Genomic DNA, 24990 nt, shown 5'->3' with positions numbered 1-24990 from the left:
TTCTAACAGTTTCCTCTTTACCCGACAAACCAAGCATTCCTTGAGCAACTTCGCGCAATGAATTGCATTTTTCTAAACAGCAAAAAACCATACTGAATAAATGATCTTGACTTTTAAAACTTTTCACATATCTGTCTGAATCATATTTCTCAACAGCTTTCTGAACCATTGAATCATCTATTAAAGAAATCAGCTGTCCGAAAACAGACTTAGTCGAAAAATACTTATTTTTACCCATCGTTATTTGAATTTTGCAACTCTAAATTACGATTATTTTAAGAAGCCATTAATTTGGCTTCTTTTTTATCGGACAACAATGATTGGGAATTATAAAATTAAAAAAAACTAATAACTTATGTCTAATCATTTTCAAATACTCATAATTGGTGGGGGAAATGCGGGAATATCCGTTGCCTCTCAATTACTGTACAAAAGAAGTAATTTAACTATTGGGATTTTACCAATGCTCCCTGCAGTAAAACTGGAGTGGCAATCCGAAAATAAGCACCCGTTGTAGTCACAAATTTATTAGAAGTAATCGATAAAAAGATTCCAACGTCTCAATATGATGGCTATAGTGCTTGTCCTATTCCTATCCAATACGCAAAGTTAATGATAGCAGAATTTGATTATTCTAACAAACCCCAAATGACATTTCCTTTCGATCAGGCTAAACCAAGATGGACGATGTGGATCCTGAAAACTAAAATACTGCCGTGGTAGTATTGGAATAAAATTCTCAAAGGAACTGCTTAATATTTACTATGCTATTGTCCGGCTCTACCTATTTTATTGTTGTCTTCTATTCAAAATCTAATTTATTAAACTTTTTCAACACGTATAAAAACCATTCTAACAGGATGGTTTTTTTATGTTTCATCCTTATTAATTTTTCTATGTGACATTTGTCACATACTGTATTTATTCATAAAATAGTTGTTTTTCCATGATAATTATCACACAAGTTTAAATAGGTTGCACCTACTTTTGCTTTGTTAAAATTCGAAAAAATAGTATTTATTTAAAAAACTCTTGATTATGAAAATAGAACAAATTTACACAGGATGTATTGCTCATGCAGCTTATTATATGGAGAACAATGGTGAGGCTGCAATTTTTGATCCCTTACGAGAGGTTCAACCTTACATTGACAGAGCATCTAAGGATAATGCTAAAATAAAATACGTTTTTTTAACTCATTTCCATGCTGATTTCGTCTCTGGACATTTGGATTTAGCTAGTAAAACGAATGCTAAAATTGTTTACGGTCCAACAGCCAAGCCTGCTTATGCAATTATTTCAGCTACTGATGGACAAGTATTTGAAGTCGGAAATTATAAAGTTAAAGTTGTTCACACGCCAGGGCATACCATGGAAAGCACGACCTACTTGCTGATTGACGAAAATGGAAAAGAACATGGCATTATCACTGGAGATACTTTATTTATTGGTGATGTCGGGCGACCGGATTTAGCGCAACATGTTATTGCAGAGTTAACGCAAGATAAATTAGCGCGTCATCTATTCCATTCGTTGAGAGAAAAAATAATGCCTTTGTCAGATGATTTAATTGTATATCCAAACCATGGTGCAGGTTCAGCATGTGGTAAAATGATGAGCAAGGAAACCACCGACACTTTAGGAAACCAAAAGAAAACCAATTATGCTTTGAATCCAAAAATGAGCGAAGATGAATTTGTTACGGCTGTTTTGATGGGTTTAACTGCTCCTCCTGCGTATTTTCCTGCCAATGTTTTAATGAATATTAAAGGATATGAAAGTTTAGACGCTGTGATGAAGAAAGCAAAAACACCCTTAAACCCAAGTGAATTCGAGGCTGCTGCAAATGAAACAAGAGCATTAATTCTGGATACAAGAACTGCCGAGGAATTTGCGAAAGGTTTTATTCCAAACAGTATTAATGTTGGTTTAGATGGAAATTTTGCAATGTGGGTTGGCGAAATGATTTCTGATATAAAACAAGAAATTTTATTGGTTACCACTTTAGGAAACGAAGAGGAAAGTATGGTACGATTATCTCGTATAGGGTATGATCATACCATTGGTTACTTGGAAGGGGGATTTGCTTCATGGATGAACAAAGGTTTTGAAACCGATACTATTGATCGAATTACTACTGAAGAACTCGAAAAAAATATCAATTTTGAGGAAACTCCGATATTTGATGTAAGGAAAAAAAGTGAATTTTTATCAGAACATTTAATAGAGGCAACTAATGTTCCGCTAAACGAAATAAACAGTCATCTTGCTGAATTTCCAAAAGACAAGAAATTTATTTTGCATTGTGCAGGAGGGTATCGCAGCATGATTGCTGCATCTATTTTAAAACAGCGGGGTTGGGATAATTTTGTTGATGTTGTTGGCGGGTTTGAAGCAATCAAAAACACCAATCTCCCAAAGACAGATTATGTTTGTCCAACTACCTTATTATAAAAGTATAGCCTATCTATTTTTATCCAAACGCTACCTATAAAGTAGCGTTTTTTTTGCTCTTTATTTTTGTTTTGCCATTGTATTCAATATGCTAAATAATACCAGCTCTTAAGGAAATTTTTCTAAAATTAATTGCGAAGATTTTCTTTTGCTCCCAATTTTAGAGTACTTAACAAAGCAAAGAATAGTGCTTTTATTGAAAAGTACTATTCTTTGCTATTTAAATTTTTTTTGGACTTGAAACATGAAATTATTCCTAAATTCTTAATCATAAATTATGTGGAGGACTGACTTTTTTTTAATTAAAAAACAGGTGAATTGTTAATTGTTAAATAAAAGTTGGCTATTTTTCATTTTTGTTAAATAAAATTCAATTAATTTAGGAATTACAAAAACTTATTAACGAAAACGTTTGAATTTAGAATAGTTTCCTAATTTATTAAAAAGGTGGCCTTGAAAGTGGGTAATGTTTGCTAATTTTACACTTTAATACTTTAAATAATGCCAAAAACAATAAAAAAAGTTGGCGTTCTAACTTCGGGAGGTGACTCACCAGGTATGAATGCAGCTATTCGGTCAGTTGTTCGAACTTGTGCTTATCATCATATAGAATGTATCGGAATTTATAGAGGGTATCAAGGAATGATTGAAGGTGACTTCAAAGAAATGGGACCTCGAAGTGTAAATAACATTGTAAATAAAGGGGGGACGATTTTAAAATCAGCTCGATCTTTAGAATTTAAAACTCCAGAAGGCAGAAAAAAAGCTCACGAAAATCTACTTAAATCAGGAATTGACGCTTTAGTGGTAATTGGTGGTGACGGAACGTTTACCGGAGGATTGATTTTCAATACCGAATTTAATTTTCCAGTAATGGGGATTCCAGGTACAATTGACAATGATATTTTTGGAACGAGTCATACCTTAGGGTATGATACTGCTTTGAATACAGTAGTGGATGTAATTGATAAAATTAGAGACACTGCAAGTTCTCATAATCGCCTTTTCTTTGTTGAGGTTATGGGTAGAGATGCCGGTCATATTGCTTTGAATGCAGGAATTGGTGCTGGTGCCGAAGAAATTCTTATACCTGAAGAAGATTTAGGTTTAGACCGATTATTAGAATCTTTACAAAAAAGTAAGGCATCAGGAAAATCGTCCAGTATAGTTGTTATAGCCGAAGGAGATAAAATTGGCAAAAATGTATTTGAATTAAAAGATTACGTAGAAGCCAACTTACCCGAATATGATGTTAGAGTTTCTGTGTTAGGACACATGCAACGTGGCGGATCACCCTCTTGTTTCGACAGAGTTCTAGCGAGTAGATTAGGAGTGAAGGCGGTAGAATCCTTGTTAGAGGGGAAATCTAATTATATGGTTGGCTTGCAAAATGATAAAGTTTCATTGACCCCTTTAGAACAAGCAATTAAAGGAAAAACAATGATTGATAGAGAATTATTAAGAGTTTCAGACATTATGTCTACATAAGTGGTTAAAGTTTATTGTGAGGAAATTAGACTTTAGGTTGAGTTAATAGAAATAAACAAAAAAATTAAAGTAAAATGTCAAAAGTAAAATTAGGAATAAACGGATTTGGAAGAATTGGAAGAATTGTATTCAGAGAGTCTTACAATAGAGATAATGTAGAGGTAGTTGCCATTAATGATTTATTAGATGTTGATCATTTAGCTTACTTATTAAAATATGATTCAGTACACGGTCGTTTTAATGGAACCGTTGAAGTTAAAGAAGGAAAATTATACGTAAACGGAAAAAATATTCGCATTACTGCTGAAAGAAATCCTGCCGATTTGAAATGGAATGAAGTTGATGTAGATGTAGTAGCTGAATGTACTGGTTTTTTTACCACAATTGAAACAGCAAATGAGCATATCAAGGGTGGAGCTAAGAAAGTAATTATTTCTGCGCCTTCAGCTGATGCTCCTATGTTTGTAATGGGTGTAAACCATGAAACTGCTAAAGCTTCTGACGTAATCGTTTCTAATGCATCTTGTACTACTAACTGTTTAGCTCCTTTAGCTAAAGTTATTAATGATAATTTTGGAATCGTTGAAGCTTTGATGACTACGGTTCATGCTACAACTTCTACTCAAATGACAACGGATGGTCCATCCAGAAAAGACTGGAGAGGTGGACGTGCTGCTTCAGTAAATATCATTCCTTCTTCAACTGGTGCTGCAAAAGCAGTAGGAAAAGTGATTCCTGAATTAAATGGAAAACTAACAGGTATGGCTTTCCGTGTTCCTACAACAGATGTTTCTGCAGTAGATTTAACCGTAAAAGTGGCTAAAGAGACTTCTTACGAAGAAATCATGGCGGTATTAAAAACGGCTTCTGAAACTACAATGAAAGGGATTCTAGGATATACAGAAGATTTAGTGGTTTCACAAGATTTTGTGTCGGATACTAGAACTTCAATTGTAGATGTTCATGCCGGAATTGGGTTGAACTCTACTTTCTTCAAAATCATATCTTGGTATGATAACGAATATGGTTATTCTAGCAAATTAATTGATTTATCTGTGCATATTGCAGGTTTAAAATAATTCTATATATTTACAAATCCCGTTATATTAATTTTGACGGGATTTTATTTTTTGTTACTTTTTTGAAGAAGCGTTTTCAGTTAAACTCATATTTAAATTAGATAGCTCCCAAACCAAAAAAAACCAAAAGAAAATGAGATTAATAGTTGATAGTGGTTCTACAAAAGCCGATTGGATTGCAATAGATGATGATGGAAAAATATTGTTTACTACACAAACTTTAGGCTTGAATCCTGAAGTGCTTGAAGCAAATGAGATCATAGACCGTCTAAATGATCGTTTTGATATTTTGCAGAATAAGAAAAACGCAAGCCATCTGTTCTTTTATGGAGCAGGTTGTGGTACTGAAAAAATGAAAATTACTCTTTCTCAGGTTTTTCAAACTTATTTTCCTAATGCCATTATCGATGTTAAGGAAGATACGTATGCTGCTGTTTATGCAACTACCCCAAAAGGTGAAAAAGCGATTGTTTCCATTTTAGGAACAGGATCTAACTGCAGCTATTTTGATGGGAAAGAATTGCATCAAAAAGTACAATCCTTGGGTTATATTGCCATGGATGATTGCAGTGGAAACGTTTTTGGTAAAGAATTAATTAGAAAATATTATTTCAACAAAATGCCAAAAGAATTGGCAGTCGAATTTGAAAAAGAATACGATTTAGATCCAGATGCTATAAAAAGCAAATTGTACAAAGAGCCAAATCCAAATGCTTACTTGGCGACTTTTGCCAAGTTTTTAATTCAACATAAAGAAACAGAGTTTTGTAGAAAAATCATCTTCAAAGGCATGAAATCTTTTGTAAAAAATTATATTAAACAATATGATAATTGTAAAGAGGTTCCGGTGCATTTTGTTGGTTCAATTGCCTTTTATTTGAAAGAAGAACTACAAGAAACATTTGATAAATATGAATTGCAATTAGGCAATGTCCTAAGAAGACCAATCGATGGATTGATTGCTTATCATATTAAGAATAAGTAATTTTTTAAAAGTTACTTTAAAGTCAAAAACACTACTATTTTACTCGATTCAAGTAAAATAATAGTGTTTTTTTTTTAAATTTAGCATAGTTATCTTAGAGTTGACAACACTATTTGATGATACAATTAATTAAAGAATCGCAATCATTGAAATTTCTACGTTTACATTTTTTGGCAAACAAGCCACTTGAACTGTTTCACGTGCCGGAGCCGTTTTTTCATCAAAATAAGAACCGTAAACCGTGTTTATTTTTACAAAATCATTCATATCCATTATAAAGATGGTCGTTTTGACCACGTTCTCAAAAGTCATTGCGGCAGCTTCTAAAACTGCTTTCATATTTTGCATTACTTGTTCGGTCTCGATTTCAATAGTAGTAGTAACTAATTCTCCTGTTGTAGGGTTGATCGCAATTTGTCCGGAGGTATACAAGGTGTCTCCCTTAAGAACTGCTTGGTTGTAAGGACCGATTGGTGCCGGTGCTTTTTCTGTAAAAATTATCTTTTTCATAAAAGGCATATTGTTATAATTTCTAATGTTATAGTTCGTACTTGTTTTGAAACGTTTTATCGGTTGATGACGCTTCGTTTGTCCCATTTGATGTCGCTCAGCACACCAGATTTGATTCCAATGAAGAATCCCCAGTTGGCATTAGTACCAAAAGGCGACCAGTTAAAATCCATTCTCCAGCTTAACAAATCTCTTTCAAATCGCAGTTGTGTGAACGTAACTCCATTTTGTACAAAATCATATCCCGTAGAGACACCAGCTTTCCATTTTGGAGTGATGTCTGCATTAGCAGATATCATAATAGAATTGCCAATAATTTTGTTTTCCCGGTTGTTGTTTCCATAGGTCAAGGAATAGGCAAAGGTCATATCCCACGGTAATTTAGAGTTAAAGAATTCTGAAATTTTATCTTCCCCTTCACTTTCTTCTTCTTCATCAAACTGGCTTCTTCGGCTGTCTCCTAAGTCTGTATTTGTTCCAAATAAATCATCTTCACGACCACCATTTCGTTGACTTAATGAATTCTTGTCCTTTTTTATTTTGTCTTTCCCGGTACTAGCGATCGAATAGTTAAGCGTCATATTAGAACTCGTCATTCTAAAAAGACTTCCTCCATTGTCTATATTGAATACATTAATTCGTTTGCCAGAATTGTCAATGGCGTAAGGGTCTAATGTCGCGCCAAAATTGACATTCATTTTGTTGTCCAGTAACGTGGTACCGCCACTAACTCTTACAGGTGAAAAAGCGAGGGAGGTTACACCATCAGCATCCAAATTGTAACTTGTGGAGAGGTTTAAATTGTTCAGCAACATGATTTTTTTTGGTTCAACTTTAGTACTGTCTCGGTCAGTAACTTTTGCTTCAAAAGTGTTGCTTAAATCAAAGCCTAAAGTATTGGCGTTACTTAAACCTGGAGCCCCGTAAATTCCATTTTCAAATCTGGAATACTGCTGTGTCATGGTGCCGCTAGCATCAGAAGCATATGTGTCATAATATTTCTCAAAACTAGGAGTATATCCGTAGGAAGCAGAAGGTCTCATGACATGTCGTATTGATTTAATTTTCTTGTCTTTACCAAAATTAAATGTTCCATAAATAGTAGTTCCCACACTAGAGGAGAAGGAATACGTTCTGAAAGCGTCAAATCCATTGATCGTTTTGTCAACTACTTTGCTTTGGTCCGTATCATAGCTTCTTTCAATTGTTTTGGTATACCAGATTTCCTCATAATTTACAGCCGTTGATGCACTAAAATATTTAAATAATTTGAAATTGGTACTCAGGGGAATGCTATGTTGAAAACCAATTTTTGCATCTCGGAACATTTGTGGTTTAAAGAATAAGGAGTCGGTGGTAACAATGCTGTTTCTTCCGTTCAAATTGTATTGTAAATTGAGGTTTTTGATAAAACCTTTTCTCACTCCATCTTTGCCTACAAATGGATAAATTCGATCCACACTCAATTGCAGTGTTGGCAAGGTCATGTTGATTTCTTCGGTTTGCGTATTTTGCGAGTGTGTTGCAGTCAAAGACATTCGTACCTGAGGTACCGTAGTAAAAGTTTTAGAATAGGATACAGAGGAACTTAAGGTATTATTTAAGTTGGAACCAATATTGACCTGATTAATCGATTGCTTGAAGTATTTACTACTCCCTAAATTCACAGAGGCTGAAAAACTTGAATTAGGAGTCGACTTGGAATCCTTGGAATGGGACCACTGGATATTATAAATATTTTGTTTCAAATAATCGGGATAGCCTCTTTCACTGGTGATTAAATTTTCGAATCGAATATTTAAATTGCCCGCAAAATTGTATCTTTTGGCATAAGAAGATTCAAACCGCAAGCCATAACTTCCATTGGTATAATAATCACCTAAAACGGTTAAGTCATAATTATCGCTTAAAGCAAAATAATAACCTAAGTTTTGGAGTGAAAATCCCCTATTATTAGAATCATTATAACTGGGTAAAATGAGTCCTGAAATACTGGTTTCTTTACTCATTGGAAAAAAAGCAAACGGTAAAGCTATAGGTGTAGGAACGTTTGCAATAACCATGTTCGTTAATCCGGTAACAACCTTTTTACCAGGAATAAACTTTACTTTATTTGTCTGAAAATAATATTCAGGATTATCCACATCTTTAGAAGTGGTGAATCGGGCTCCTTTTAAAAAATAAACGGAATCATTTTCTTTTTTGGTAACGGCAGCTTTTATTTTGAATTCTCCTTGTTCGGATCTTGAATTCCAGATTAATGCTTTTTTTGTTTTAAAATTAAAACGAATAGAATCGGGTTCAATAACGTTAGCGCCTTGCTTAAAATTTGGAAATTGGGTAAATGTACCGGTAGAATCTTTTATGCGGCCAGCATATACCTCATTTTTCTCATAATCCATGACAATTATACCGGACTTTAACTCAATATCCTGATAGTATAATTCTGCTTGGTCATAAAGCGTAATGGTTTTTTTCTTCTGGTCAATTTTAGCATACTTATCTGCTTTGTATTTTACTTTGCCATCCAAAAAAGCTTTTTTAGGTTTAATACTGTCAATTTTTATTGTATCACTTTGCTTTTGAACTACTAAAACGGGAGTTTTAATAGTATCAACAGTTGGTTTTGCGCTATCTGCCTGTTTGTTAGCGGGTATAACAGTCTTTTTTTTTGATATATCTTGAGAATATAAGTTACCAGAACCTATTGACAGGAAAATTGATAATAAAACGATATTAAATAAGTTTGTATGCAAAGGTTTAAATGCTATTTTTGTAAAAGTATGGCCTGTTTTTTGACATGTCAAAATTACATATTATTTTTTGTCAAAAATAGTCAAATAAATAAATTTATAGTGGTAGTCTTTTAATTAAATTAACTTATAGCTTTATGCACAATACAAGTAAAATTAGAATAATTGTAACTTTTATTTTGATATTAATTTCGTTGGGAGGTTACAGTCAATCTAACACTTTTAAAGTAACTTTAGATGCGGGTCATGGCGCACATGATTTTGGGGCTGTGTATGAAGGTCGTATAGAAAAAAATATTGCTTTGGCAGTCGTTTTAAAAGTGGGTAAAATATTGGAGGCAACACCTCAAATGCAAGTCAATTATACCAGGAAAACGGATGTTTTTATAGATTTAATTGAAAGAGCCAATATTGCCAATCGATTTAATGCAAACATATTTGTTTCTATTCATTGTAACGCGAATAGAAATACTGCGGCAGATGGAACAGAAACGTATGTAATGGGTTTGAGTAAGGTAGCATCCAATTTAGAAGCGGCCAAAAAAGAGAACTCCGTTATTACATTAGAAAAAGATTACAAACAAAAATATGAAGGATTTGATCCAAATTCTCCTGAAACTATGATTGGAATGACGCTAATGCAGGAAGAATATTTAGATAATAGTATTTCCTTAGCGAGCAAGGTTGAAGATGCTTTTGGTGAATTAGGAAAAAAAATAAGAGGTGGTGGAGTGAAACAAGCGCCTTTTATGGTGCTGCATAAAGCCTACATGCCCAGAGTATTGATTGAAATGGGTTTTATTTCAAATTCTATAGAAGGGAATTTATTAAATTCTGAGGAAGGTCAAAATGAAGTTGCCAAAGCTATCGCTGAAGCAGTCGTGGGCTATAAAAAAGAGTATTTTGGGAATGGTGAAGTGGAAATCTTTGAAGAGCGTCCCTCCCAAAAAATTAACGAGAAACCAATACGAGATACTGTTACTCCCGCGAAAACAAAAATGACGGCACAACCTTCTGGATCCGCTTCATCCAATAAATCCGTTGACAATTCAAAAGCAGTTTTCAAAGTACAACTCTCAGCAAGTAGCAGAAGATTGGAATTAGTCCCTAGAAATTTTAAAGGATTAAAAAATATATCGGTAGCTTATGAAAATAGAGTCTACAAATATATGTTCGGAGAAACTTCTGATTTTGATGAAGCTAAAAAACAGTTACAGGAAGCCAAAGAAAAAGGATATGATTCGGCATTTTTAATTGCATTCAAAAACGGTGAAAAAATTACTGTTCAAGACGCTCTTAAATAAAAACTGTTATTATTCTCTTCTATTAAATTTGCACAAAAAAAAAGACTACTTTGAATTTACCTAAAGAAATTAAAGCTCTAATTGTAACTCTAATTTTATTTTTCTCTCCCAATCTTTTTTCTCAGTCCACTACTAAGTTTGTCGTCATAATAGACGCAGGGCATGGTGGGAAAGATCCTGGTAATTCCTATCATGGTTTTGTTGAAAAGGAAATCGCCTTAAAAACTGCCTTGAAATTAGAAAAATACCTCAAAAGAGAAAGTGATATTGAAGTTGTTCATACTAGGAAATCGGATGTTTTTATTGAATTAAAAGACAGACCTAAAAAAGCAAATAGTATAGACGCTAATTTATTCGTTTCAATACATTGTAATTCAGTTAAAAATCCAGTTCCCTATGGTACCGAAACGTTTGTAATGGGTTTATCTAGAAGTAAAGGAAATCTAGAAATTGCCAAACAAGAAAATTCAGTTATTTTGTTGGAGAAGGATTACAAGCGCAGCTACAAAGGATTTGATCCTAAAAATCCAGAAACTTTGATTGGATTAAAAATATTGCAGGAAGATTATTTAGATCGGAGCATACGTTTAGCCTCAAAAATCGAAAGTAATTTTAGAAATAAACTGCATCGAAAATCAAGAGGGATAAAGCAAACTCCATTATGGGTATTAGATGCTTCTTATATGCCTAGTGTGTTAATCGAACTTGGTTTTTTATCGAATAGTAAAGAAGGACTTTATTTAAATTCTGATGTAGGGCAAAATAATATGGCCGAGGCAATTGCATCTGCAATCATATCCTATAAAAAAGAATATTTTGGATCACAAGCGGACGTCAATTATGATAAAACTCCATCCAGTAAACCGAGGGAGAGTCCGAAGTCAAAACGAATTGCTGATAATAAAGTATCAAAAGCAAGAAATTCAAATGTTGTTTTTAAAGTTCAATTTGCAGCAGGAAATAAAAACATTAAATTAAATCCTTCTAATTTTAAAGGATTAAAAAATGTATCTGTAAGAACCAGAAATGGGTCGTTTTACAAATATGCTTATGGCGATACATCAGATTATGCGGTTGCAAAAAAAGATTTAAAGGAGGTTAAATCCAAAGGGTATACTACTGCGTATATTATTGCGTTTAGAGACGGAAAAAGTATAAGTGTAGAAGAAGCGATTAAATTATAACAACAAGTCAAATATTTTATATTAAATTTGTAAAAAATACTTAAATTTTGAAAATAACACGAGAAATTAAAACTGCTATTTTAGTAATTGCTTCTATATTATTATTTATTTGGGGCTACAGTTTTTTGAAGGGCAGAGACCTTTTTATTAATTACAAAACATTTTACGTAGAATATAAAACCGTTGAAGGTCTTACTACATCAGCACCAGTTACGCTAAACGGTTTAGTCATAGGTAAAGTGAGTAAAATCTCAATAATTGAAGGTACTGGTCAATTATTAGTAGAATTGCAATTGAAAACGGATTTTCCAATTTCAAAATCAAGTATCGCATCCATATACGAACCTGGATTTATAGGAGGGAAGCAAATTGCAATTATTCCAAATTTTAAAGATAAAACCTTAGCTGTTGATGGTCAAAAATTGCAGGCGGGAGTCAAAATGGGACTTACAGATAAAGTAGGAGATCAATTAGCACCGCTTCAGGAAAAATTAGAAAAGTTATTGGGAAGCACGGAAGTATTAATTTCAGGCTTAAATAACGTGTTAGATCCAAAAGGGCAACAGGATTTAAAACTTACTTTGGCTGAATTGAGTAAAACTATAGAACAATTCCATAAAGTTTCTATGAGTGTTAATGATTTATTGAACACTAATAAAACTCAAATAAATGGTGTGGTTACCAATTTTAATAAAATATCTGGAAACTTCTCAAAAATTTCAGACTCACTTGATAAAGCTGATTTGGGTAAAACCGTTAAAAATTTGAATGCAACTTTAGCAAGAGTAGATGGTATTGTGACTGGATTAGAGTCCGGCAAAGGTTCGATGGGGAAATTATTGAATGATGATGCGTTCTACCAAAATGTTAAAACTTCCACCAAAGAATTAGAATTGTTATTGCAAGATATAAGACTTTATCCAACGCGATATGTTAACATCTCTGTTTTTGGTAAAAAAAACAAACCTTACGTCGGTCCTGAAAAAGATTCTATTTCAGTAGAAAAAAAATAGTAAATATGAGCTACTTAGACAACATTTTATTTGCCATACTATTGGTAATTGGTTTCGGATATTTTTTTACAAGTGTCAAAAAAATCAGAAGAAATATTAATCTAGGAACGGATGTAAATCGTTCAGATAATCCAAAAGCACGATGGACTAACATGGCTATGATTGCCTTGGGTCAATCAAAAATGGTCAAACGTCCTGTTGCAGGAATTTTGCATATTATTGTGTATGTGGGATTTGTGGTTATTAATATAGAGTTGTTAGAAATCATTATCGATGGGCTTTTTGGTACGCACCGCGTTTTTGCTTTTATAGGAGCTACGTATGATGTACTAATTGCTTCTTTTGAAATTTTGGCATTTTTAGTTTTAGTAGCTGTTTTTGCTTTTTGGAGTCGTAGAAATGTGATTAAACTAAAAAGATTTGTAAGTTCAGACTTAAAAGGTTGGCCTAAAAATGATGGAAATTACATCTTGTATTTTGAGGTAGTACTAATGACATTGTTTTTGTTAATGAATGCTTCTGATTTGCATTTACAGAATGTACCTGGAGGTTTTTCTCATTTTATAAAAGCGGGTTCGTTTCCTATAAGTCAATTTATTGAGCCAATTTTTAATGGAATGTCCAATGAACTAGTCATGCTACTTTCTGAAATATTTTGGTGGCTGCATATTACGGGTATTTTAATATTTATGAATTACTTGTATTTTTCTAAGCATTTACATATCCTTTTGGCTTTTCCTAACACTTATTTTGCAAATTTAAATCCACAAGGACAATTCGATAATTTAGAATCCGTGACCAAAGAAGTAAAACTAATGATGGATCCCACCGCAGATCCATTTGCAGCAGCGCCAGTTGATGATAATGCAGTTCCAAGTAAATTTGGTGCTAGTGATATTCAGGATTTAAATTGGGTGCAATTGTTGAATGCTTACACGTGTACAGAATGTGGTAGATGTACCTCATCCTGTCCCGCCAATATAACAGGAAAAAAATTGTCTCCTCGCAAAATTATGATGGATACAAGAGATAGAATGGAGGAAGTAGGTAGAAATATAGATGCCAATAAAGGTATTTTTATTCCTGATAACAAAACCTTATTAAACGATTATATCACAGCAGAAGAGCTATGGGCATGCACATCATGTAATGCTTGCGTGGAAGAATGTCCCGTAAATATCAGTCCACTTTCAATTATTATGGATATGAGACGCTATCTAGTAATGGAACAAAGCGCAGCTCCAATGCCTGTTAATGCAATGATGACCAATATTGAAAATAATGGAGCACCATGGCAATACAATCAGCAAGATAGATTGAATTGGAAAAACGAAAATTAATTTTGTACTAAGCAGAATTTAACAATACTTACAAATAGGTGTTTTTTGACCGTTTGATAAAAAAATAAAAGTTATGTCAGAGAATTTAATAGTGCCAACAATGGCCGAAATGTTAGCTCAAGGGAAACAACCAGAAGTTTTGTTTTGGGTAGGATGTGCAGGAAGTTTTGATGATAGAGCAAAAAAAATAACAAAGGCATTTGTTCGTATTTTGAATCGGGCCAATGTTCCTTTTGCAGTCTTAGGTACTGAAGAAAGCTGTACTGGAGATCCTGCAAAAAGAGCTGGGAATGAATTTTTATTCCAAATGCAAGCCATGATGAATATCGAGGTTTTAAATGCTTATGAAGCAAAAAAAATTGTTACCGCTTGTCCTCATTGTTTTAATACTCTTAAAAACGAATACCCTGAATTAGGAGGGAAATATGAAGTAGTACATCACACTGAATTTTTAAAATCATTGTTAGATGATGGAAGACTAACAATTGAGGGAGGACAATTCAAAGGGAAACGTATTACATTTCATGATCCTTGTTACTTAGGGAGAGCGAATAATGTTTATGAAGCTCCAAGGGAATTGATCCTTAAATTGGATGCTGAATTAGTGGAAATGAAGCGCTCTAAAGCTAACGGACTTTGTTGTGGCGCGGGTGGTGCTCAGATGTTTAAAGATGCTGAACCCGGAAATAAAGAGGTTAACATTGAAAGAACAGAAGATGCTTTAGAAACAAAACCAGAAATTATTGCTGCTGGTTGTCCTTTTTGTAATACCATGATGACTGATGGAATTAAAAATAAAGAAAAGGAAGGCGAAGTAAAAGTTATGGATATTGCAGAACTGATTGCTAATGCGCAGGATTTGTAACAATGAGGAAATTATATTTTATAATGTTGGTTCTTTGTTCTTCTTTTTCATTTGCTCAAGACGTCTATGATGTGATTGGAAAAGAAACTTGCGCTTGTTTAGAAGCTAAAAAAATAAATTATTCAGAGATGAATAAAAAAGAGATGCAAACCCAAGTTGGATTATGCATGATTCAAAGTTATTCTGCTCATGCGTCAGAATTTGAACCGAAAGATAAAATCAGTTTTGATGATGAAGAGGGAATGCGTGGCTTAGGAGAGAAAGTAGCAATGAAAATGATGATGAGTTGTCCAGAAATTATAATGGAAATGGGCAGAAGATCTATTGAAGATGATAATTCCAATGAGGCAGAAAAAGAAAGCTATTTTGTTGAAGGGAAAGTGATCGAAATAAAATCGGAACAGTTCATGTCTATTCAGGTAAAAGATAAAAATGGAAGAAATTTTAGTTTTCTTTTATTAGATTACTTTGAAACAGCCTCCTTATTAACCAATAAGGAGATCAATAAAAATGATAATATAAAGGTGAGTTATACTGAAATTGAACTCTTTGATCCACAAAACAAAGAATTTAGATATTTTAAAATTATAACTAATCTAGAAAAAATATAACGTTTTGATTTTTTTAAAATCTAGCAAATAAATACAATTATGTACATTCCATTTGAAAGTTTACCCGAAGAGTCTAAAATCTGGATCTACCAATCGAATAGAAAATTTTCAGATGCGGAATTTTCCGAAATAGAAACAGCCTTACAATCCTTTCTTGAAGGTTGGGCTGCGCATGGCACTAGTTTAGAATCTTCTTACCAATTAAAATACAATCGATTTATCATTATAGCCGTAAATCAGGACGTTCAAGCTGCAACAGGATGTTCTATCGATTCCTCTGTAGAATTTATCCAAAGTTTAGAACAAAAATATTCAGTGGATTTATTAGATAAAATGAATGTCACTTTTAAATTAGGAGAACATATTGCCCATAAGCCTCTAATTGACTTCAAGAAAATGGTCAAAGATAAAGCAGTTACAGAGAATACTATCGTTTTCAATAACTTGGTTAACAATATAGAAGAATTTAATGAATCGTGGGAAGTTGCTGCCATTGATAGCTGGCACAGTCGCTTTTTTTAAACAAAACATTCCAATGAAAAAAATAAGCATCAAAATTTTTTTTACTTATGTCTTATTTCTTTTTGTTGCTGCAAGTTGTGTTGGTACAAAAATTAATTCGAATAAAGTAATTTTAACCAACGTTCCTGTCAAAGTTCAAAATCTTGATAGTTTGGCTATAACGAATACTCCAAAGCTATTCGATTTACAACCAGAGGGAAATAAATGGGTAGACAGTGTCTACAATTCCATGACTTTAGAGGAAAAATTTGGTCAACTATTTATGGTTGCTGCTTATTCTAATAAAGATTCAGCCCACATTAAAAGTATTGACCAACTAATTATAGATTATAAAATAGGAGGTTTAATATTCTTTCAAGGAGGGCCAGTTCGCCAAGCAAAATTGTCCAATCGGTTTCAATCAAAATCAAAGGTCCCGTTATTTATTGGTAGCGATGCCGAATGGGGTTTGGGAATGCGACTGGATTCAACCTATACTTATCCTTGGAACATGACACTTGGAGCCATTCAAGACATGAAATTAATAGAAAAGCTGGGCGTCCAATTAGGACAGCAAAGTAAGCGGATGGGACTGCATTTTAATTTTGCTCCTGTTTTAGATATTAATTCAAATCCAAAAAATCCTATTATTGGTTTTCGTTCGTTTGGGGAAGATAAGTTCAAAGTGACGGAACATGCGATTGCCTTAATTAAAGGGGTCCAAAGTCAGGGCGTTTTTTCAACGGGAAAACATTTTCCAGGACATGGCGACACTGCAATAGATTCTCACAAGGGATTGCCCACTATTAATTCCTCAAAAGTAAGTTTACAAGACGTAGAGTTTTATCCTTATAAAAAAATGTTCCATGAAGGACTTTCTTCGGTTATGGTAGCGCATTTAAACGTTCCTAGTTTAGAGAGTAGAACTAATTATCCCTCTTCTATTTCTTACAATGTAGTTACTACTATTCTGCAAAATGAATTGGGTTTCAAAGGACTTATTTTTACCGATGCTTTAAATATGAAAAGTGTGAGTGATTTTAAGTTACCCAGTGAAATCAATTTCGAAGCTTTTATGGCCGGGAATGACGTGTTGCTATTTCCAGAAAATGTTCCTGCTGCAATCGAAAAATTTATACTTGCTTATTCACTTAATTTATTTACTGCGGAACGATTGGCTATTTCTGTAAAGAAAATATTAAAATTCAAATACAAAGCAGGGCTGAACTCGTACAAAGCGATTGAAACGGATAATTTGTATAAGGAGTTAAATTCAGTTGAAAATGAGGCCTTGCATTATCAATTATATGAGAATGCTATTACGGTACTAAAAAATACAGCAGCTGTGTTACCCATTAAGAATTTGGACCTACAAAAAATTGCTTACGTAAAAATTGGAGATGACAATAATGATGCGTTTGTTGCTACCCTTAAAAAATATGCCGAAATTACTGTGATAGCGGATGCTAATCTAGATAGTTTGCAAGTCAAATTAGCTCCCTTTACCACCGTTATCATTGGTTATCATAAATCAGATGTAGCTTTTAGAAATGATGATATGAGAGCAGATGAGATAGCAAAGATTGCATTTTTAGCCCAGAACAATAATGTAATTCTAGATATTTTTGCTAAACCCTACGCGCTCTTGCCCATTAACAATTATCAAAATATAGAAGGTTTGGTGGTATCCTATCAAAATAGTGCTATTGCTCAGGTAGTTTCGGCCGAACTAATTTTTGGTGCGATTGAAGCAAAAGGGAAATTACCTGTTTCTATAAATACTAGTTTTAAAGTAAATGATGGCCTATCTACTGATAAATTAAATCGATTGGGATTTACTTCGGCTGAAAATGTAGGGATGAATTCTGAAATTTTAGCAAAAATTGATGGTATTGCTACTAAAGCAATTAATGCTAAAATGACTCCTGGAATTCAGGTGCTAGTGGCCAGAAACGGGAAGGTTATTTACCAAAAATCATTTGGGTATCATACGTATGATAAAACAATTAAGGTTCAAAATTCTGATATTTATGATGTCGCTTCTTTGACAAAAATTTTAGCTACATTACCTAATGTGATGCTACAATACGATCAGCAAAAAATAAATTTAGAAACAACATTAGGAGCTATGTCTGCTATTTTTAAAGACTCCAACAAACAAAATATTAATTTCAAGGATTTATTATCTCATTATGCCGGTTTACCCGCAGGAATTCCATTTTACAAGGCTGCAATGGATAAATCAAAATTACCTTCGGAGATCTATTTTAGAAGAAAGTCCGAAGATCAGTTTTCGAGGCAATTGGGGGACAGCCTTTTTATTAGAAATGATTTTAGCGATACAATAATGCAAATGATTGTTAAAAGTAAAATTTCATTAAAAAAAGAATACAAATACAGTGATCTGACTTTTATGATTTTAAAAGATTATTTGGAGAAAACTACCGGTAAAACATTAGATGTTTTGATTCAGGAGAATTTCTATCGCTCCCTAGGAATGAACAATTCTAGTTTTAATCCTTTAACTAAATTTGATAAAAACAGAATTCCTCCAACAGAAACAGACACTTATTTTCGTCGTCAACTGTTGCAAGGGTATGTAAATGATTTGTCCGCTGCACTAGAAGGTGGAGTTTCAGGGCATGCTGGAATTTTTTCGAACGCTATGGATGTGGCTAAAATAATGGAACTGTACTTGCAAAAAGGAAGTTATGGCAATCAACGCTATTTTTCCGAAAAGACATTTGAAGATTTCAATACTTGTTATTTTTGTGCTGCAGGAAACAGGAGAGGAGTAGGTTTTGATAAGCCTCAGTTGGGGCTCGAAGGTCCAACTTGTGGTTGTGCTTCGATGACAAGTTTTGGACATACGGGTTATACTGGAACGATGGCTTGGGCAGATCCTGAAACGCAAATTGTTTATGTGTTTTTATCGAATAGAACGTATCCAATTGCTAATGAGAATAGATTATCTAAAGCAAACATAAGGGAAGATATCCAAAAAATAATTTATGAAGCTATAAAGAATTAAATTAGTGTAATTGTAAAAGTACCTTAGGCAAATAAGATTTCTTAAAATAGTTTTAGTTGCGCTACCATGATAAAAATTGATTCTGCTCGTTGTATTGAAATTTCTAATTTAGAATGAAACACTGATTTTTTGTATATTTGATCGTACTCCCAAAAAGCCTTTTTAATTGTATTGGTGACTACACTATCAAAAGCAAAATATTTCCAAGTGAAAACAGTAAAAAATATTTCAAAATCTGTTTGGATACTTTCTGTAGTCAGTTTGTTTACAGATGCTGCAAGTGAAATGCTCTATCCTATAATGCCTATTTATCTTAAAACAATAGGTTTCTCCATTGTATTAATAGGGATTTTGGAGGGATTTGCCGAGGCATTGACAGGATTAAGTAAAGGATATTTTGGTGAGTTATCAGATGGTTCAGGCAAAAGAGTTCCCTTTTTGCAAGTTCGCTTGCTGGATTAATTTGGTACCGGATTGGAGACCAAGCTACATTTTTAACTACAGGGATTGCTACAGTTTTAGTTGTTATTTACTTTTTTTTCCCCTAAAAGACAAAATTATTAAAAATGAAAAAATCTAATAAAGAGGTAATGCACCATAAAGAGGTTTACGCTGTCTCCAAAAAAGCTGCAAGTTCTAAAAATACAATTGAAGGTGTCGGATGTTGCACGTTAGATAGTCATGCTGAGCATCATTCTGAGCAGGATCATGATCATGGTAGTTCAACAGGAAGTTTATTTACGCTTTTTTTGCCTGCAATCATCAGTTTTGTGCTTTTACTGTTGGCTTTGTCGCTAGATCACTTTTTTTCTCAATCGTGGTTTTTTGGATGGATTCGGATTGTTTGGTATTTAGTTGCCTACCTCCCTGTAGGTTTTCCTGTTTTAAAAGAGGCTTTTGATAGTATTAAAAAAGGAGCTGTTTTTTCCGAATTTTTTCTAATGAGCATTGCTACAGTTGGTGCTTTTGGAATTGGCCAATATGCAGAAGGAGTAACCGTAATGTTATTCTATGCAATAGGGGAACTGTTTCAAATGCTGGCGGTAAAAAAAGCTAAATCTAATATCAAATTATTATTGGATCAAAGGCCGGATTTTGCTAGTGTTATAGAAGGACAGAAAGTGATTTTAAAAAAAGCATCTGAAGTTGCTATTGGTGAAATAGTAGAATTAAAAGCGGGAGAGAAATTGGCCCTAGATGGGAAATTACTTTCCCCGAATGCTACTTTTAATACTGCCGCATTAACTGGAGAAAGCAAACCCGATTTTAAGTTGAAAGGGGATGTCATTCTCGCTGGAATGATTAATCTCAATTCTATTGCTCTTGTATTGGTAACAACCAATTTTAAGGATAGTAAATTATCTAAAATTTTAGAAATGGTTCAAGAGGCTACTGCCAGAAAAGCACCAACCGAATTATTTATCAGGAAGTTTGCCAAAATATATACGCCAATAGTCGTCTATCTTGCTATAGCCATTTGTTTGGCTCCTATGCTATTTGTAGCGGATTATATTTTTGCAGATTGGTTGTATCGAGCCTTGATTTTCTTGGTTATTTCTTGTCCGTGTGCACTTGTTATCTCGATTCCTTTAGGCTATTTCGGCGGAATTGGGGCCGCAAGTAAAAATGGAATTTTATTTAAAGGAGCAACCTTTCTGGATACGATGGCTGGTATTCAAGTGGTAGTTATGGATAAAACAGGGACTTTGACCAAAGGTGTTTTTAAAGTTCAAAAAGTAGTTGCCGTTGGAATTTGTGAAACTGATTTAGTTCGTTATACTGCAGCTATTGAAGGTAAAAGTACACATCCCGTAGGTTCCGCAATAATTGAATTTGCCCACAATAATAATGAAAACATCATTCATACTAATGTCAGTGAAGTAACTGAAATTCCAGGTCTTGGATTAAAAGGTATTGTTGATGGAAATGAAATAGCTGTTGGCAGTCCTAAGTTGTTGAAAAATTTAAAAATTGATTATGATCAGGAATTAGATCGAATTCCTTTTACGACAATTGCTGTAGCCATCAACCAGAAATATGCCGGGTATTTTCTTATAGCCGATGAGATTAAAGAGGATGCTAAAATAGCTATCGAAGCTTTACACAAAATTAAGATTAAAACGATGGTGCTCTCTGGCGATAATCAAGTTGTAGTTACTGCTGTGGCCAAAGAATTGAATATTGAAGATGCTTTTGGAGGTTTACTGCCAGAAGATAAAGTGAAAAAAGTAGAAGCACTATTACAGCAGCAGGTTAAAGTTGCTTTTGTTGGTGATGGAGTAAATGATGCTCCTGTTATTGCCCTTGCAGATGTAGGAATCGCTATGGGCGGCCTGGGAAGTGATGCTACTATTGAAACGGCTGATATAGTGATTCAAAATGACCAACCGACAAAAATTATTACAGCAATCAACATTGGAAGAAAAACCAAACAAATCGTTTGGCAAAATATTACGTTGGCTTTTTCTGTCAAATTAATCGTGTTGATTCTGGGTGCAGGAGGATTAGCCTCCATGTGGGAGGCTGTTTTTGCAGATGTAGGTGTGGCCCTTTTGGCAATTTTGAATGCTATACGCATTCAGCGCATGAAGTTTTGATTGTCTATAGTATTTAACTTAAATTTCCATAAAACACATTGCTATTTTTATTAAATTCGTTTCACTAAATTACATACATGAAAATTGCAATAGTTTGTTATCCAACCTTTGGAGGTAGTGGTGTTGTCGCCACAGAATTAGGACTAGAATTAGCTCGTCGCGGCCACGAAATTCATTTTATAACATACAGTCAACCTGTACGCTTAGCCCTTTTGAGCCCAAATGTTTATTACCATGAAGTAAATGTTCCTGAATATCCATTATTCCATTATCAACCCTATGAATTGGCTCTTTCAAGCAAATTAGTAGACATGGTTAAACTCCATAGAATCGAATTACTTCATGTACATTATGCCATTCCGCATGCTTATGCCGGTTATATGGCTAAACAAATGTTGAAAGATGAGGGAATAAATATCCCAATGGTGACGACTTTGCATGGAACTGATATTACTTTAGTAGGGAATCATCCGTTTTATAAACCAGCGGTTACTTTCAGTATTAATAAATCAGATTTTGTTACTTCGGTGTCCCAAAGTTTAAAAGATGATACCCTAAAGTTATTCAATATTAAAAATGAAATTGAGGTTATTCCAAATTTTATAGAATTAGACAAAAATACAAACGATCCCAGTATTCCGTGTCAACGTTCCGTTATGGCAAAGAAAAATGAGCGCATTATAACTCATATCAGTAATTTTAGAAAAGTAAAACGAATTCCTGATGTGATTAAGATTTTTTATAATATTCAAAAAGAGATTCCAGCTAAGTTAATGATGGTAGGGGATGGTCCTGAAAAGGAAAAGGCAGAATATTTATGCCAGGAATTGGGGATATTAGACAAGGTTATTTTCTTTGGAAACAGCAATGAAATTGATAAAATTTTATGCCTGACGGATTTGTTTTTACTTCCTTCAGAAACAGAAAGTTTTGGTTTGGCCGCTCTCGAAGCTATGGCGTGCAGGGTTCCAGTTATTTCAAGTAATTCGGGTGGTTTGCCAGAAGTTAATTTTGAAGGTGTTTCTGGTTATTTAAGTGACGTAGGAAATATAGAAGAGATGGCTCAAAATTCCTTAAAAATTTTAAAAGAGGATGCTACTCTTCAAACGTTTAAAGAAAATGCATTGTCTGTTGCAAAACAATTTGATATCAAAAATATTTTACCACTGTACGAAGCCCTATATCAAAAAGCGATAAATAAATATTTATAAAATATACTGATTTAGTAGGGACTGTAATACTTCTTGGTCTTTAAGAAACACATGGGATTCAACCGTAAAAAAACAATAATGAAAAAAACAATTTTGTTTCTGTTTGTCCTAACGCTAGCTGCTTGCGGTACAGCAGTTGTTAAAAGTGCTGATGGAACTAAAATATATGAAGTCTTGACACAGCAAACAAATGGTGGAGCAAGTATTCGTTTTTTTGAGATGCTTTCTGAGCCAAATGAAATTAAAATGCTGCAAAATGATGAAAGTTTAAAACATAAGATTAGTGCGAATGAGGTTCAGAATTCTAATTTTATTATTTTGAATATGGGCGAGAAGGCTACGGGCGGATATGCTATAGGAATTGAGACCGTAATTGAGACCGATAAAAATATTGTGGTAACTGTTAAAGAAACGAATCCCAAAACAGGAAGTATGGTTACTCAATCAGTAACTACTCCTTTTTGTGTAGTTAAAATAAATTCTAAAAAAGAAATTATATTTAAATAGAAAAAGGGGCTGTTCAATTTGAACAGCCCCTTTTTAAAAGAATCTTATTTTATTAAAACTGATATTTAAGCGCTAAAGCTACATCAGAACCATAATTATTTTTGTAATATCCTCCATTTCCACCAAATTCAGGTCTGAAATCGATAGAAACTAATAATGGGAAATCAAAGTTGTATTCAAGACCGATATCTCCAGCAGCAAATGCGAAAACGTCATTGTTATAATCTCTGTTGTCATAATAGTCTCTGTTGTAGCTTCCTACACCACCACCAATACCAGCGTACCAGTTGAAACCACCTTCAATATTCCATACCCATTGGTATAAACCTGTTAGTTTGATAGCATTGTCATCATAGTTATCATTGTTGTAGTCTTTTCTGTTTCTCCAACCTAAGTCTAATTCTAGACGATTGTTATCGCCTAAACCTCTTTGGTATGAAATTTCAGTTCCAAATCCACCGTTACTTCCAAAACGTAAACCTATAGCATTTTTTGAAATATCCTGCGCTTGTGCGGTAAATGCTAATCCCATTAACATTATTGCTGATAAAATAATTTTTTTCATAAGTAAATTTTTATAGGAACAAATGTAAGTCGAAAGTTCATCGTATTGATTATAAAATTACTTAGAAAAGTTATATAATTACCACATTATTGATAAATGGAATTGGCTTAAAAAGAGCTATACAGTTTGATATTCAGCTTTGGAAATTGGGCTTACACAAATGTTTGATAGCTTAATATGTCTTCCATTTCAAAAAGATTTTCTTCGGCTACATAATCCATTTCTGAATAATGAAATAACTTCCATCGTTTTTTATTATACTCTAATGCCGTTAAGTTTTCAACCCAATCCCCTGAATTTAAGTAGAGTGTGCTGCCGTTTTTATTTTCTTTTTTGATTATTTTAGGTTCGTGAATGTGACCGCAAACTACGTAGTCATATTTGTTTTCGATTGCCAAATCGGTAGCTGTTTCCTCAAAATCAGAGATGTGCTTAACCGCTTTCTTTACACTAGCCTTTATTTTCTTTGAAAAAGAGTAGGGTTCTTTTCCTATTTTCAACAAACACCAATTAACAAATCGATTTAAAAGAATGAGATAGTCGTAACCCAAGCCACCCAATTTAGCAATCCATTTGGAATGTTGTACCGAGGCATCAAAAACATCACCGTGAAAGATCCAAGCTTTTTTGCCATCTAGGTCCAATAATAATTTGTCACGTAATTCAAAATTTCCCATACTCATGTCACTAAATTTTCGAAGCATTTCGTCATGATTACCGGTTATATAGTAGACTTTAGTTCCTTTTGAAGCAAAACTGATTATTTTTTGTATGACTTTTAGATGTGCCAGAGGAAAATAAGATTTTCTAAATTGCCAAATATCAATAATATCTCCATTTAGCACTAAAATCTTAGGTTTAATGGTTGCTAAATAATTGTAAAGTGCATCGGCATGGCTGCCAAAAGTTCCCAAATGTACATCGGAAAGGACCACTAGTTCTACTTTTCTTTTTTTCAAGGCATTTGGTTTTTAGGTTTACCAAAATAATCG

22 protein-coding genes are annotated in these 24990 nt (G+C 33.6%); 17 read left to right on the top strand and 5 right to left on the bottom strand.

The features are described 5' to 3' along the window. Positions 1-238: DUF4372 domain-containing protein (locus BLS90_RS13025; protein ID WP_139171426.1), on the bottom strand; the 238-nt coding region annotated here is incomplete at its 3' end. A gap of 117 nt (positions 239-355) precedes the next feature. Here BLS90_RS13025 and BLS90_RS16910 point away from each other — a divergent pair. From BLS90_RS16910 to BLS90_RS13000, 5 genes are all read left to right on the top strand, one after another. After that, positions 356-517 (top strand): hypothetical protein, encoded by a 162-nt coding sequence (locus BLS90_RS16910; RefSeq protein WP_175455482.1) that lies wholly within the window; start codon positions 356-358, stop codon positions 515-517. 521 nt (positions 518-1038) lie between these two features. After that, positions 1039-2454 (top strand): MBL fold metallo-hydrolase, encoded by a 1416-nt coding sequence (locus tag BLS90_RS13015; RefSeq protein ID WP_091258380.1) that lies wholly within the window; start codon positions 1039-1041, stop codon positions 2452-2454. A gap of 501 nt (positions 2455-2955) precedes the next feature. Next, positions 2956-3942 (top strand): 6-phosphofructokinase, encoded by a 987-nt coding sequence (gene pfkA / locus BLS90_RS13010; RefSeq protein ID WP_091258377.1) that lies wholly within the window; start codon positions 2956-2958, stop codon positions 3940-3942. A gap of 74 nt (positions 3943-4016) precedes the next feature. Further along, on the top strand, positions 4017-5021 hold the full coding sequence (gap, locus tag BLS90_RS13005; protein WP_091258376.1) for a type I glyceraldehyde-3-phosphate dehydrogenase: 1005 nt from the start codon (positions 4017-4019) through the stop codon (positions 5019-5021). Between the two features lie 133 nt (positions 5022-5154). Next, positions 5155-6006, top strand: a complete 852-nt coding sequence (locus tag BLS90_RS13000; protein WP_091258374.1) for an N-acetylglucosamine kinase — start codon at positions 5155-5157, stop codon at positions 6004-6006. 129 nt (positions 6007-6135) lie between these two features. Here BLS90_RS13000 and BLS90_RS12995 read toward each other — a convergent pair whose 3' ends face one another. Beyond that, on the bottom strand, positions 6136-6516 hold the full coding sequence (locus BLS90_RS12995) for a RidA family protein (RefSeq protein WP_091258373.1): 381 nt from the start codon (positions 6514-6516) through the stop codon (positions 6136-6138). A gap of 56 nt (positions 6517-6572) precedes the next feature. Then, on the bottom strand, positions 6573-9323 hold the full coding sequence (locus tag BLS90_RS12990; protein WP_091258371.1) for a putative LPS assembly protein LptD: 2751 nt from the start codon (positions 9321-9323) through the stop codon (positions 6573-6575). An 83-nt stretch (positions 9324-9406) separates the two neighbouring features. Here BLS90_RS12990 and BLS90_RS12985 point away from each other — a divergent pair, with 83 nt between their 5' ends. From BLS90_RS12985 to BLS90_RS12930, 12 genes are all read left to right on the top strand, one after another. Beyond that, positions 9407-10573 (top strand): N-acetylmuramoyl-L-alanine amidase family protein, encoded by a 1167-nt coding sequence (locus BLS90_RS12985; RefSeq protein ID WP_091258369.1) that lies wholly within the window; start codon positions 9407-9409, stop codon positions 10571-10573. Between the two features lie 50 nt (positions 10574-10623). Beyond that, positions 10624-11757 (top strand): N-acetylmuramoyl-L-alanine amidase family protein, encoded by a 1134-nt coding sequence (locus BLS90_RS12980; protein ID WP_091258366.1) that lies wholly within the window; start codon positions 10624-10626, stop codon positions 11755-11757. A gap of 47 nt (positions 11758-11804) precedes the next feature. Next, positions 11805-12770: an MlaD family protein gene (locus tag BLS90_RS12975; protein WP_091258364.1), complete on the top strand. Its 966-nt coding sequence runs from the start codon at positions 11805-11807 to the stop codon at positions 12768-12770. Positions 12771-12775: 5 nt separating this feature from the next. Continuing rightward, positions 12776-14110, top strand: a complete 1335-nt coding sequence (locus tag BLS90_RS12970; protein WP_091258362.1) for a (Fe-S)-binding protein — start codon at positions 12776-12778, stop codon at positions 14108-14110. 73 nt (positions 14111-14183) lie between these two features. Beyond that, positions 14184-14975, top strand: coding sequence for a (Fe-S)-binding protein (locus BLS90_RS12965; protein ID WP_066078732.1), 792 nt, complete (start codon positions 14184-14186; stop codon positions 14973-14975). 2 nt (positions 14976-14977) lie between these two features. Further along, positions 14978-15586, top strand: a complete 609-nt coding sequence (locus BLS90_RS12960; protein WP_139171425.1) for a hypothetical protein — start codon at positions 14978-14980, stop codon at positions 15584-15586. Positions 15587-15625: 39 nt separating this feature from the next. Further along, positions 15626-16108 carry an ABC transporter ATPase gene (locus tag BLS90_RS12955; RefSeq protein ID WP_091258357.1) on the top strand — a complete coding sequence of 161 codons (483 nt, stop codon included), beginning with the start codon at positions 15626-15628 and terminating at the stop codon, positions 16106-16108. A gap of 13 nt (positions 16109-16121) precedes the next feature. Next, positions 16122-19118 (top strand): glycoside hydrolase family 3 N-terminal domain-containing protein, encoded by a 2997-nt coding sequence (locus BLS90_RS12950; RefSeq protein ID WP_091258355.1) that lies wholly within the window; start codon positions 16122-16124, stop codon positions 19116-19118. Between the two features lie 207 nt (positions 19119-19325). Continuing rightward, the gene (locus tag BLS90_RS12945) at positions 19326-19580 is read left to right on the top strand and encodes an MFS transporter (RefSeq protein ID WP_245705109.1); all 255 of its coding nucleotides are present in this window, start codon (positions 19326-19328) and stop codon (positions 19578-19580) included. Positions 19581-19684: 104 nt separating this feature from the next. Further along, on the top strand, positions 19685-21715 hold the full coding sequence (locus tag BLS90_RS12940; RefSeq protein WP_245705108.1) for a heavy metal translocating P-type ATPase: 2031 nt from the start codon (positions 19685-19687) through the stop codon (positions 21713-21715). A 77-nt stretch (positions 21716-21792) separates the two neighbouring features. Beyond that, the gene (gene bshA / locus BLS90_RS12935) at positions 21793-22926 is read left to right on the top strand and encodes an N-acetyl-alpha-D-glucosaminyl L-malate synthase BshA (protein WP_091258353.1); all 1134 of its coding nucleotides are present in this window, start codon (positions 21793-21795) and stop codon (positions 22924-22926) included. 78 nt (positions 22927-23004) lie between these two features. Continuing rightward, positions 23005-23433 (top strand): protease complex subunit PrcB family protein, encoded by a 429-nt coding sequence (locus BLS90_RS12930; protein WP_091258385.1) that lies wholly within the window; start codon positions 23005-23007, stop codon positions 23431-23433. A gap of 52 nt (positions 23434-23485) precedes the next feature. Here the strand turns inward: BLS90_RS12930 and BLS90_RS12925 are convergent, their stop codons facing one another. Both BLS90_RS12925 and BLS90_RS12920 read right to left on the bottom strand, forming a co-directional pair. Beyond that, on the bottom strand, positions 23486-23998 hold the full coding sequence (locus BLS90_RS12925) for a hypothetical protein (protein ID WP_091258351.1): 513 nt from the start codon (positions 23996-23998) through the stop codon (positions 23486-23488). 152 nt (positions 23999-24150) lie between these two features. Beyond that, the gene (locus tag BLS90_RS12920; RefSeq protein WP_091258349.1) at positions 24151-24957 is read right to left on the bottom strand and encodes a UDP-2,3-diacylglucosamine diphosphatase; all 807 of its coding nucleotides are present in this window, start codon (positions 24955-24957) and stop codon (positions 24151-24153) included. Between the last annotated feature and the right edge of the window lie 33 nt (positions 24958-24990).

The organism is Flavobacterium omnivorum (genome assembly GCF_900099915.1).
Lineage (GTDB): Bacteria > Bacteroidota > Bacteroidia > Flavobacteriales > Flavobacteriaceae > Flavobacterium > Flavobacterium omnivorum.
Note: the sequence above shows the minus strand (reverse complement) of the source record. Positions and strands in the feature narration are given on the sequence as shown.